The following is a 12,629-nucleotide window of genomic DNA, read 5'->3' on the forward strand; positions in this document are numbered from 1 at the left end:
AAATATATAAATTTTTTTGCTAGAATAATATTTTTTCGTAATTTTTGATATGTCAATATTAACAAAAAAAGAAATAATCAACCATATAAACACTTAAAAACCAAATTATTACACCCCTTCTTCCAATAACAAGTAAAAAATTCCTCAAAATACCTAATTCGTTTTTCAATGAAAATCTTATTATTTTTTTTGAAGTGGTAATTAAATATAAAACTAATTTTATTATCACCTTATTGTTATATATTAAAAAAATTATCTACAATTTTATATAAAACTATACAATTATATTTCTGTTTTTAAACGTGTTATTTTTAAATTTGTTGAAAATCAAATTTATTTTATCTTAATAAAATGATATTTAATATTCCTTCTAAGCAGATATTATTTATAGATTTGGAAACAGTTCCTGAATTTGAAAGTTGGGAAGATTTACCGGAAAGAACTCAAATACTTTGGGAAAAGAAAACTCAGTTTCAACGAAAAGAAGATATTTCCCCTGAAGAATATTATTACGATAAAGCCGGTATTTTATCTGAATTTGGTAAAATAATTTGTTTATCTTGTGGCTTAATCATTGATAACAAAATACACATTAAGAGCTTTTATGGAAGTGATGAACTTCAAATATTAAATGATTTTAATACTCTGCTAAATTCAAATTACTTTACAACTAATTTATTATTATGTGCACATAACGGTAAAGAGTTTGACTTCCCATACTTGGCTAGAAGAATGATTATAAACCAGGTTAAACTTCCTCCTATATTACAAATACAGGGCAAAAAACCTTGGGAAATTCCGCATTTAGACACAATGGATTTATGGAAATTTGGAGATCATAAACATTACACCTCTCTTGATTTGCTAGCTAATATTTTTAATTTACCTACTCCTAAGGATGAAATGGACGGCGGAAATGTTGCTCATGTTTATTATAAAGATAAGAACATTGAAAAAATACGATCTTATTGTGAAAAAGATATTATTACTCTTATAAATGTATTTAGAAAAATGCGTTACGAAGAACCTTTAGAAAGGGAATAAAATTTTTATTTTTTAATTTTCAAACTATTATTTTCTATTAAGTGAGAAATTGTTTGGTAATTTGCTATAGCTTCTTCCAATATATTTTTATCTATATGCTTATTTTTTTCAAGTTTATTTTGATTAAAACTATATTGTTCTATTTTTTGTTTGGGAGATAAAACAATAACAATATCTTTTTTTAAATACCCTAATTTTTGATAAGTTGCTATTGGTGCTCTGGGTATATATTTTGAACTAAAAATATCTTGTCCGTAAAAAAAAGAAGTATAAGAAAAATGTAACTTTCCTAATACGGTAGGCATTAAGTCAATTTGTGATACTAATTTTGTTATTTTTTCCGGTTGAATAAATCCTGGGGAATAAATTATTGCAGGAATTCGATATCCTTCTAAAGGAATATCTTCTTTCCCTGCACTAGAAGCACAATGATCTGCCACAAAAATAAAAACTGTATTTGAAAACCATGAGTGTTTCCTTGCCTCATTAATAAATCTACCAATGGCATAATCTGTGTATTTTACCCCCCCTTCTCTGGTTTTTTCATTTTCAGGATTACCGATCTTTCCCTCCGGGTAAGTAAATGGCCTATGATTACTTACAGTCATTATATGTCCAAAAAAAGGTTTTCTTTTCTTCTGATTTTCATCAAATACCTTTATTACCTTATTAAATATATCTTCATCGCAAACTCCCCATATATTAGCAAATGTTATTTCATTTGGTGTTAAAGAATTTCTGTCAATCACCTGATATCCATTTCCTTTAAAAAAGGTTTTCATATTATCAAAATAACTATATCCTCCATAAAAAAACTGTACAGTATACCCCTTTTTGTTAAATAAATATCCTGTAGAGAACAAATTATTTGTGTTTTTTCTTTTAACTAAACTTTCTCCGGGAGAAGGAGGAATACAAAGTGTTAATGCTTCCAAACCTCTGACTGTACGATTTCCCGTAGCATATAAATTGGAAAAAAATATTCCATCATTTGCTAATTTATCTAAATTAGGTGTTAGTTTTTTTTTATTGCCAAAATGATTTAGGAAACTACTGCTCATACTTTCAATAGTAACTAATACTACATTTTTTTTTATTTCTGGGAGAGTATCTTTTATAATTTCCCCATTCTTAAACATTCCATATTCATGTTCAATAATTTGAATTGCTTTTTTTTCAGGAATTTTTGCATAAAACTTATCATAATTTAAAGAACTATCCATAAATGCATTATAAAATCTAAATAATCCATTGGACTGCAACTCATTTACGAATTCATTCTCTGAATTTTCCTGTTCTTGATTATATTTTAATAAATATATACTCCCAATAATTAATCCTAAATAAATTAATGAACTTATTAGTTTTGTTTTAAAACCGGAAAATTCATTAAAATATTTTTTAGATTTTTTTACATAAAATATGGTTATTATAATAGATATTAATACTAAAACAGAAAACATGGGAATTACAGGGTATGATTCCAAAATATTTCCTATTACTTCATTAGTATATATTAGATAATCTACTGCAATAAAATTATACCTTACTCCAAACTCATTCCAAAATAAAAATTCACTAACTGCTATAAAAATTATAAAATAAACATAGAGAAAAAATATAATGCAATACATGGAGTATCTCCAGCTTTTCCTTATAACTGGAAAAAAAAGAAGTAAAGCAAACGAAATAACTTTAATAATTAAAAAAGCTATTAAAAGTTTAGATACCAATTTTCCGTAATCATCAAAAATTGTATGAAAAAACATCAAATATCCCAATAAGCATAACATTATAATTAGTATTATACTTCCCCAGGGAGATTTGAATTTCCTATCAGATAAAAATATTAAGTAAAGCCAAAAGAATACAAAAAAAATTATGGAAACACATAAATCATTTACAATCCCTAATAAAAAAATTTTAAAATAATCACTTATTTCCGGAAAACTATTATTAGTTATAGGTAAAAAAAGTAAAATAATCCTTACTATGGCTCCTACTAATATATAGAATCCAGAAATTTTCAAAAAAGAATTTAATAATTTAGCCATCAGTATATTAGCTCATTATTTTTAGTTTATGATTTCTTTAAATTTGAAATAAAACAACATTTATTTATTGTTAATATAATGTTAATTTTAATTGTAAACGTAATATATCTATTTATTATTATCAAATAATAAAAAAAATATCTTATTTATTAAAAAAATAATCTATTAAATAATTTTAAAGACTTAAATATTTATATTTATATTATTATTTTTATCTCTATTTCTAATATTTAGATTACAACACATCAAACTATACTATACATTACCTTGTTATATAATAACAAATCAACTCTAAAAATGAAATTTTAACATTTAAATCTGTAGTATCTCCTAAAAATTATCAAATGAAGAGATATTAAAATTTTAATTTTTTTTAAAATTATCATTTACCCACAGAAACATAGATATATATTTTTTTTCTATTAACTTTACTCTTAAAAAAAACATTAAATTAAATTTCTTTAAACATGAATAACTTTATTTCATTAGAAAATTTAAATCCCGAACTTGTATTAGAACTTATAGATGATGCTATTTGTTATAAAAAGAAAAAAGCCTATCCAAATCTTTCTAACCACTATATATCAAACTTATTTTTTGAAAACAGTACTCGTACAAAATTAAGTTTTGAAATGGCTGAAAAAAAAACCGGCATGGAAATTATTTATTTTGATGCAGAAAGTTCAAGCATAAAAAAAGGAGAAACTTTATATGATACGGTAAAAACATTAAATTCAATTGGTGTAGAATGTTTTGTAATAAGACATATACAAGACCGTTTTTACGAAGACTTAATACACCGTCTTCATATACCAATAATAAATGCAGGCGATGGTTGCGGAGACCACCCTACTCAATCCTTACTAGATCTCGTTACCATCCAAGAAGAATTTGGATCTTTTAAAGATTTAAACATAACAATTGTTGGAGATGTGGTACATAGTCGAGTTGCTCACTCCGATGCCAAAATTTTACAACGTTTAGGCGCTAAAATTAATTTTGCTACTCCTGAATTTTGGAGAGACTCCAGAATGACTATGGGCTCCTATACGTCACTAGATTCGGTAATTAAAGAAACAGATGTTGTTATGCTATTAAGGAATCAAAATGAAAGGCATACTCAAACCTATGATGAAAGCCATTTCCTGGAACAATATGGACTGACCAAAGAGAGAGCTAATAAAATGAAACCATCTGCCATAATTATGCATCCTGCACCTATTAATAGAAATATAGAAATAGATGAAGACCTGATTGAATCTCGGCAATCCAGAATATTCACGCAAATGACCAATGGAGTTTTTGCCAGGATAGCTGTACTAAATTATGTATTCAATTATTAAAGATGTAAACTCCTTACATACTCTCTCAAATCCACAAATCCGGAAATTAACAATAATTCCCGGATTTTATTTTATTTAAAATATCAAAAAAACTACATATCTCCTTTTAAAAGCATATTGCTCTACCTAATCAATTTAATAATAAATATACTTTTTACAAGTTATTATGCCTTTTATTACATAAAAAAAGTATTTTTATACCAGTTTATTATAAAAATAAATTATATATTTGCTATTGGCGAAAATAATTATAAAATTTATACTCATGAAAAAAATTATTTGTTTATTAATTTCTTTTTTATTTACATTCATAAATGCTCAGGTAGGGGTCAATAACACATCCCCACAAGCAACCTTAGATGTAACAGCAATAAATATTGATAATGCTCCAAGCGGTCTTATTCCCCCACGTTTAACCTATTCCCAACTAAAAAAGCAAACAATAGATAAACAGCTATATAAAACCAACCAAAATGGAGCAATAATATACGTGATCAATTTATCTGATACTTTATCCACAGATCCAAGAATGTCATCTGTTAATGCTATCGGATACCATTACTGGGATGCTACTGCCAACAAATGGACCCCATTTACCCTGAGAGAACTACGAAGAAGAAATGTAACTGTAGGAACTGGAGTTTCCAGTAATTCAGGAAAACCTTATGATTACCCTTCTTTACAGGCGGCCTATAATGGGGAAGCCAAAAAAATACCCAACCAAAACGGAGGAGATGAATTAACCTTCACTTGCAGCATATCAACAGACTTAGGAAGTCTTTCTGCAAATGGTGAAATACCCAAGTTTAAAATTACCGCTGAATCTAACGGCCCACTCACTATTGGTTCTTTAAATCTAACTAATTCCAATTTTACCATAACTCATCCATTTAATGGAGATATAGAACTTGGCTCATTAAATATTTACAACTCTAATATTAAAATTTTTAATACTCAGGGCACAGGACGTATCATTCTTTCAAACGATAATCATAATGTTTCTTATTCCAGTTTCTACATACAAGCCAAAGAACTAACCATAAATGGAATATTTAATATAAATGACAAAAGTTCATTCAATATCAGTGGAATAAAGGGATACACAATAAAAACAAACTTTAAGACAACTACGAATCTAACTAATAATAGTAATTTAGCTATAGACGGATTTGGCGGAGATCTCTTAATAGACGATCTATTTTCTATATCGAATAATTCCAATATGAATATTATAAATGTGAATACTATTGATTTAAATAATAAAGGTAGTTTTAATTTAAATGGAAATAGTTATTTAAATATTGAAAAAGGGACTAAAGGTTCAACTCTAAAAAATACTAATATTCCTCCAAATAGTGTTTTTGACATAAATTATTCATCGGTAAATATTAAAAATATGGAAGTAGATCTTAGAGGGAAAATCATAAAAGCAGATAATTCTAAAATAAATATTTCTGGTGGTAATAATATAGTCATTTATTCCCCCTCTCCAGCTGAATGCATTGAATCAATTTCCAATAGCTACATCGGAATCTCTTCTACTGGAAAAACTGCAATAACTGGGGGGGGGGATATTAATTTATATTTTAATTCCATAATCAAAATAGGAGAAAAAGGAGTATCTAGCACTATTAGTATGCAAGATACCCCTATAAATTTAAACACCGGTTCTTCCGGACAACTAAAATCAGGAGGAACCTATGGATCAGTTATAAAAGCTCCTGCATCAGGAGCAAATTATTATAATTTTTAATTTTTTTTTTGAAAATAACACAATAAATATTATCTTTGCGAGATTTTATTCAGTACAGATAACTACAAATTTAGTAAATAAAAAAAATAAATGTTTTATCAGTGTAATATAATAACACCTATTCTTAAAAAAGAAATAATAATTTCAACAATATACATTTATTCAGAAATACACAAACGAAAAGGAGACACTCCTCTAGGAGGAGTTTATATAAATAATTTTAAAAAACATCTTGGAAAACAAGGTGTTTTTTTTTAGTTTTTTTTTAATAAAAAATATAACAATAAATAATAGAAAAGTATCTTGAAACGAAAATTAGTATTAGAAAATGGAATGGAATTTAGCGGCAATGGTTTTGGTAGCGACCAGTTTACTGTTGGAGAAGTTGTTTTCACTACAGGAATGACCGGCTATCAGGAAACCATGTCCGACCCATCATTTCACAAACAAATTATTGTTTTCACCTATCCTTTAATAGGTAATTACGGAATTAATCCGAGTGATTTTGAATCGCTGAACCCTTTTGTTGGTGGAATTGTTGTGCATGAATATGCACAAACAGAATCACACTGGCAAAGCCAGATGAACATTGATGCTTTCTTAAAAAAACAAAATATCCCTGGATTATGTGGAATAGATACTCGTGCCTTAGTAAAAACCATAAGATCTAAAGGAAGTATGAAAGGAAAGTTTTGTAATGATAATGAACGTACTGAAGAAGTAGTAAAAAAATTACAAAATACTACGCTGGAACATCATGTACCCGAAGTATCTACCCCAAGACCCTATAGTGCTCCTGCTGAAGGATACAGAGTTGTTTTAATAGATTATGGCATGAAAAAGAGTATTTTGAAAGAACTATATCGACGCCATTGTGATATTGTGGTTGTTCCTTATAATACAGATGCTCAATCTATATTAGAACTGAATCCCGATGGAATCATGTTATCTAACGGACCGGGAAACCCGGAAGAATTATTAGATTCTATTAATATAATAAAAGAACTGAGTGGAAAAGTCCCTATGTTTGGAATATGTCTTGGACATCAACTATATGCACTTGCCCATGGGGCTAAAACTTACAAAATGTTATTCGGGCATAGAGGAGCTAACCATCCGGTAAAAGAACTAGCTACGAATCGAGTTCATATTACCTCTCAAAACCATGGATATGTAGTAGATGAAGATTCTTTGAAAAACACCTCACTTGAAGTAACGCATCGGGCTTTGAATGACGGAACTATTGAAGGGCTACAAGATAAAGAGAACTGGGCTTTTACCGTGCAATATCACCCGGAATCCAGTCCGGGACCTCATGATAATGAATACTTATTTAACAGATTCATGTCTATGATCGAAGAGTTTAAGAATAACTAAAATGAAAAAAATCCTGTTTTTTATTACTTGCTTGGTTATAAGTGCATTATTGTTTATGAACTGTCTAAATGGTTTTATGAACTGTCCTAAAACAAAAAATATAAAAAAGAATATTTCTTATTTAAAACCTGAGGCAAATCGAAAATATTCAGATTCTTTGATTATTTCCATAGAAAAAATAAAACCAGATAAATACCTGATTAACTACAATTTATTATTCTTTTTGCTAAACAAAGGAACTACTGAATATGATTTATGTGCCCTTACCATAAATAAAGAAATTCATGGAGATATAATGAATATAAATATTTCTCCCTCTACCAGAAGTGTAGGTAAAGTAGGCTCTGATGTTATGGGCATGTATAAACAAATTTTACTTATACAGACATCTAAGGAAAAATTACCTTCAGATGTAAAAAAGATACAATTTAGTTATATTAGAAAAACTGAAATATTTGATACGGTTAACAAAAGAATTAAACCTCAATTAATAAATAAAGAAAAAATAATAACCTTACCTGAAAAAAAATTAGAAATTTCAATTCCAAATAAAAATTAAAAATGCCAAAACGCACAGATATAAATAAAATATTGGTAATCGGATCAGGCCCTATTATTATAGGTCAAGCTGCTGAATTTGACTATGCAGGAACACAAGCTTGTTTAGCTTTAAAGGAAGAAGGTTATAAAGTAGTCCTGGTAAATTCCAATCCTGCTACTATTATGACTGACAGAGAAATTGCAGATACAGTATATATGGAGCCCCTTACTCTGGATTTCCTTCAACAGATTATTGCCCTTGAGCGACCCGATGCATTACTTCCTTCTTTAGGTGGGCAAACCGGTTTAAATCTTGCGGTTGAATTAGCAAAAGCAGGAACTTTAAATCAATATGATGTGGAAATATTAGGGACCAAACTCTCTTCCATTGAACAAGCAGAGGACAGGGACTTATTTAAACAATTAATGGAAAAAATTAATGAACCTATTGCCGAAAGTGTAATTGTCAATGAAGTAAAAGCTTCCATAGACTTTGCTAATCAGATTGGCTACCCCATTATTGTAAGACCTGCTTTTACTTTAGGAGGAACAGGAGGAGGAATTGCTGAAAATGAAACGGAATTAATAGAAATAACAGAATCCGGATTAAAATACAGCCCGGTTCACCAATGTTTGATTGAAAAAAGCATCGCCGGATATAAAGAAATTGAATATGAAGTAATGCGTGATGCTAATGATAATGCAATTGTGGTATGTAATATGGAAAACTTTGATCCTGTCGGCATCCATACCGGAGACTCCATCGTTTTTGCTCCCAGCCAGACTTTAGCAGACCAAGAATACCAGTTATTAAGAAATTCAGCGTTAAAAATAATACGAGCTTTAAAAATAGAAGGAGGGTGCAATGTTCAATTCGCTTTAGATCCTTTTAGCCGAGAATACATTGTAATTGAAGTGAATCCAAGGGTTAGCCGATCCTCCGCATTAGCCTCCAAAGCCACCGGATACCCGATTGCAAAACTAGCTGCTAAAATTGCAGTAGGCCTTACATTAGATGAAATGAAAAATCCGGTAACCAACACTACTTATGCTTGTTTTGAACCTTCATTAGATTATGTTGTAGCCAAAATTCCCAGATGGCCATTTGATAAATTTCAAAGTGCAAACAGACATTTAGGTACTCAAATGAAAGCCACAGGAGAGGTTATGGCTATCGGTACTACCTTGGAAGAATCTTTATTAAAAGCTGTACAGTCATTAGAAATTGGTTGTTTACATCTGCACAAAAAAGATATGGAACCTTTTAATATCGTTACACTTGATGAAAGATTGAAAAAAGCAGATGACGAACGCTTGTTCTTAATAGCTGAAGCGCTGAGAAATGGAATTAGTATTCAAAAAATATATGAAGTTACAAAAATTGATATCTTCTTCCTTGCCAAACTTCAACATATTATAGATCTAGAAAAAGAATTAAAAAATAATCCTCAAAATATAGAAATACTGGCTAAGGCTAAAAAGTATGGCTTTTCAGATTGGGAAATTGCTCAATTATGGAACATAAAAGAGAAAGAAGTATATGAAATAAGAAAAGAAAAGCATATAGTCCCTGTATATAAAATGGTCGATACCTGTGCTGCTGAATTTATTTCTGAAACCCCTTACTTTTACAGTACATATGGATCAGAAAATGAATCCATACGTACAAATCGGAAAAAAGTAATTGTTTTAGGTTCCGGTCCGATACGGATAGGACAAGGTGTAGAATTTGATTATGCTACCGTACATAGTGTCTTAGCTCTTAAAGAAGCAGGATATGAAGCTATAATTATTAATAGTAATCCTGAAACAGTATCTACAGATTTCAGTATTTCAGACAAACTTTATTTTGAACCTCTAACCAGAGAATCTATTACTTCTATAATAGATTTAGAAAAACCTGATGGAGTTTTTGTTCAATTTGGGGGACAAACTGCGATTAATCTGGCACAAGCAGCCGTAGATGCCGGAGCGAAAATTCTGGGAACTACAATAGAAGATATTGACAGAGCTGAAGATAGGAAAAAATTTGAAGAACAATTAAATGAATTAAATATTGCCCGGCCTAAAGGAGATACTGTTTTTAATTTAGAAGAAGCTTTAAAAGTTGCAAATACAATAGGTTATCCGGTTGTAATACGTCCATCCTATGTCTTAGGTGGAAGAGCTATGCAAATTGTATATGAAAATTCCGAATTGGAAAGATACATGAAGGAAGCAATCAATGTACATGAAAAACAACCCATATTAATAGATAAATATTTAGTAGGTAAAGAAATAGAAGTAGATGCTGTATGTGATGGTTTAGATGTTTTTATTCCGGGCATTATGGAACATATTGAAAAAGCCGGTGTACATTCAGGCGACTCAATTGCCGTATATCCTACACAAACTTTATCTAAAGATGAAAAAAAAGAAATTATAAGACAAACTCAGGCGCTTGCCAAAGGTTTTAAAATTGTGGGATTAATGAATATTCAATTTGTTTTAATGAAAGGAAAAATTTATGTTCTGGAAGTAAACCCGCGCTCTAGTCGAACGATTCCTTTCATGAGTAAAGTAACAGGAATTCCATTAGCAAAAGTAGCAACTCAAGCAGTTTTAGGAAAATCTTTGAAAGATCAAGGACTAGCTATGGATTGTTATCCGGAAACCAATAATATTTATGTCAAAGCCCCTGTATTTTCTTTTGCTAAATTACGTGCAGTTGATATCACTTTAGGTCCTGAAATGAAATCTACCGGAGAAGTAATTGGAAGAGATATTACTTATGAAAGAGCCCTATACAAAGCATTGCGAGCCAGCCATATCAATATCCCTATATTAGGGAATGCCATATTTACAGTAGCAGATAAAGATAAGGCAGAAGCTCTTCCTTTGGCTAAAAGATTTTATAATATAGGATATACCATTATGGCAACACAAGGAACCGCTAAATATTTTCGTAATTATAATATCCCTGTAGTTGAAATAAATAAATTGGAAAGTGAAGAAAATAATATTGTAAAAATTATGCAACAAGGAAAAGCTCAATTTGTAATTAATACACTTTCCAATGATGGAACTGCTCAGGAAGACGGATTCTTAATCCGAAGAAATGCGGTGGAAAATAGTGTGGCTTGTTTCACTTCATTAGATACTACAGCTGCTGTTATTCAGGTACTAGAATCTATTAGTTGTGACATTAAACCTTTTTAAAAAGATATTAAAATTCAATTTAAGAAAAAGCCCTATATATAGGGCTTTTTTTATTAAAAAAATTTATTGAACTATAATATTCATTTACTTTACCCTATAAATTAATTTAGCAAGATTTGTAAATAATTATATACGTATAAACACTAAATTTATATTATAGTATTATGGTTTCTAAGGAAGAGAGCAAACAAGTATATATTGCCCGTATAAATTGGGTAATGGATTACATTAATAATAATATAGATTCTACTATTGATCTTTCAGTAATGGCAAATATAGCATTATTCTCACCATATCATTTTCATAGAATATTTACATTTATTACCGGAGAAACGCCCAAACATTTCCTTTTGCGGATACGATTAGAAAAGGTCGCTTCTCATCTACAAAATAACACGAAAGACTCAATACAAGAAATTGCATTCCAATACGGATTTACAAATATATCTTCATTTAGCAGAGCTTTTAAATCCTATTTTAAAATAAACGCCAAAGAATTTAGAAAATTAGATAAAGCTATATTTATTAAAAATGGAATTCGATATAGCAAGAATGGCAAACTTGTTAGCAAGATAAGCAAAAATATAGAAGAAAAAAGTGATCATATTTGCTACATAAAACAAAATGAATTAGTAATAATGAACACAAAAATCGAAATCAAACAAATGCCTGAATTACATCTTATTTATTGTCGACATGTGGGTGCATTCAATAAAATAGGTCAGGCTTATGACAAACTTTTCAAATGGGCAACTCCTAAAAATCTTATCACTCCCACTACTAAAACTGTAACGGTATATCAAGACGATCCTTCAGTTACTGATATAGAAAAAGTACGTCAAGATGCTTGCATTACTGTTGAAAATGACGTAAAAGTAGAAGGAGAAATAGGTAAATCTATAATTCCTGGAGGGAACTATGCAGTAGGACATTTTGAAATTAAAGATAACGAATTTGAAAAGTCATGGAATACCATGTGTCTTTGGCTAACCGAAAGTGGTTACCAACCAGCAGGATCTTGTAGTTATGAACTCTATCATAACAATCATGATGAACATCCTGAAAAAAAATTTATACTAGACATATGTATACCTATAAAACCATTGTAGAAAATTAAATTCCTCACAAGCTGAATAATATAAATAATTCAGCTTGTATACTTTATATACTACTATCTCTTTTTTTCATAAATTATTTAGCATACCACAAAACAAAATTTAATATATTTATTAAGCCTTATCTATACATTAAAAAAATCTCAATTTATTAACAAAAGATAAGAAAACTATACAATAAAAATTTTTATTTTTGGATAGTATT

8 protein-coding genes are annotated in these 12,629 nt (G+C 29.4%); 7 read left to right on the plus strand and 1 reads right to left on the minus strand.

What is annotated here, in order from left to right; all coding sequences use genetic code 11:
- The first annotated feature begins 351 nt into the window (after positions 1 to 351).
- Positions 352 to 1,044 carry a ribonuclease H-like domain-containing protein gene (locus C4S76_RS01130; RefSeq protein WP_105191851.1) on the plus strand — a complete coding sequence of 231 codons (693 nt, stop codon included), beginning with the start codon at positions 352 to 354 and terminating at the stop codon, positions 1,042 to 1,044.
- Positions 1,045 to 1,049: 5 nt separating this feature from the next.
- On the opposite strand, the gene C4S76_RS01135 is transcribed toward C4S76_RS01130, so the two are convergent.
- The gene (locus tag C4S76_RS01135) at positions 1,050 to 3,098 is read right to left on the minus strand and encodes an LTA synthase family protein (RefSeq protein WP_105191853.1); all 2,049 of its coding nucleotides are present in this window, start codon (positions 3,096 to 3,098) and stop codon (positions 1,050 to 1,052) included.
- 467 nt (positions 3,099 to 3,565) lie between these two features.
- Here C4S76_RS01135 and C4S76_RS01140 point away from each other — a divergent pair, with 467 nt between their 5' ends.
- The 6 genes from C4S76_RS01140 (at position 3,566) to C4S76_RS01165 (ending at position 12,418) form a co-directional block, all read left to right on the plus strand.
- Complete coding sequence (locus C4S76_RS01140; RefSeq protein ID WP_105191855.1) at positions 3,566 to 4,441, plus strand: aspartate carbamoyltransferase catalytic subunit; 876 nt, start codon at positions 3,566 to 3,568, stop codon at positions 4,439 to 4,441.
- A 265-nt stretch (positions 4,442 to 4,706) separates the two neighbouring features.
- Positions 4,707 to 6,194: a hypothetical protein gene (locus tag C4S76_RS01145; protein WP_105191857.1), complete on the plus strand. Its 1,488-nt coding sequence runs from the start codon at positions 4,707 to 4,709 to the stop codon at positions 6,192 to 6,194.
- A 303-nt stretch (positions 6,195 to 6,497) separates the two neighbouring features.
- A complete protein-coding gene (locus C4S76_RS01150; protein ID WP_105191859.1) occupies positions 6,498 to 7,571 on the plus strand; it encodes a carbamoyl phosphate synthase small subunit in 1,074 nt (357 codons plus the stop codon).
- A gap of 1 nt (position 7,572) precedes the next feature.
- On the plus strand, positions 7,573 to 8,130 hold the full coding sequence (locus C4S76_RS01155; RefSeq protein WP_146105654.1) for a hypothetical protein: 558 nt from the start codon (positions 7,573 to 7,575) through the stop codon (positions 8,128 to 8,130).
- A 2-nt stretch (positions 8,131 to 8,132) separates the two neighbouring features.
- A complete protein-coding gene (gene carB, locus C4S76_RS01160) occupies positions 8,133 to 11,309 on the plus strand; it encodes a carbamoyl-phosphate synthase large subunit (protein WP_105191863.1) in 3,177 nt (1,058 codons plus the stop codon).
- Positions 11,310 to 11,473: 164 nt separating this feature from the next.
- Positions 11,474 to 12,418 (plus strand): AraC family transcriptional regulator, encoded by a 945-nt coding sequence (locus C4S76_RS01165; protein WP_105191865.1) that lies wholly within the window; start codon positions 11,474 to 11,476, stop codon positions 12,416 to 12,418.
- Positions 12,419 to 12,629 lie beyond the last annotated feature (211 nt).

The sequence above is a fragment of the Apibacter adventoris genome (assembly GCF_002964965.1).
Lineage (GTDB): Bacteria > Bacteroidota > Bacteroidia > Flavobacteriales > Weeksellaceae > Apibacter > Apibacter adventoris.

What these genes read in the sequence shown, in the direction of transcription:
- C4S76_RS01135 (WP_105191853.1), bottom strand. Translation starts at nt 3,098, where the DNA reads ATGGCTAAATTATTAAATTCTTTTTTGAAAATTTCTGGATTCTATATA.
- C4S76_RS01130 (WP_105191851.1), top strand. Translation starts at nt 352, where the DNA reads ATGATATTTAATATTCCTTCTAAGCAGATATTATTTATAGATTTGGAA.
- C4S76_RS01155 (WP_146105654.1), top strand. Translation starts at nt 7,573, where the DNA reads ATGAAAAAAATCCTGTTTTTTATTACTTGCTTGGTTATAAGTGCATTA.
- C4S76_RS01140 (WP_105191855.1), top strand. Translation starts at nt 3,566, where the DNA reads ATGAATAACTTTATTTCATTAGAAAATTTAAATCCCGAACTTGTATTA.
- carB (WP_105191863.1), top strand. Translation starts at nt 8,133, where the DNA reads ATGCCAAAACGCACAGATATAAATAAAATATTGGTAATCGGATCAGGC.
- C4S76_RS01145 (WP_105191857.1), top strand. Translation starts at nt 4,707, where the DNA reads ATGAAAAAAATTATTTGTTTATTAATTTCTTTTTTATTTACATTCATA.
- C4S76_RS01165 (WP_105191865.1), top strand. Translation starts at nt 11,474, where the DNA reads ATGGTTTCTAAGGAAGAGAGCAAACAAGTATATATTGCCCGTATAAAT.